This is a genomic window from Pedobacter fastidiosus, from assembly GCF_014306625.1.
GTDB classification, from domain to species: Bacteria; Bacteroidota; Bacteroidia; order Sphingobacteriales; family Sphingobacteriaceae; genus Pedobacter; species Pedobacter fastidiosus.
Window position 1 is genome coordinate 1 of sequence record NZ_JACRYL010000007.1, and the last position, 212, is coordinate 212.

Genomic DNA, 212 nt, shown 5'->3' on the forward strand with positions numbered 1-212 from the left:
TACCGCCGCTACGCTACATTGACATCTCTTTTAAGAACTTGGTGACCATAAAGCCTCACGGCTGGTCGTATATATCTTCGGGCCTTTTTTCGCTGGGGTCTTAATATTCCCCGGCTCCATCCGTCCGCTTCGATCTTTTTTTCTCCCTTCCCTGCATCCGCAGTTCCGGCAATCTTTTCCCTTCCTTTCGGTTGGGAGTGCAAAGGTAGGAA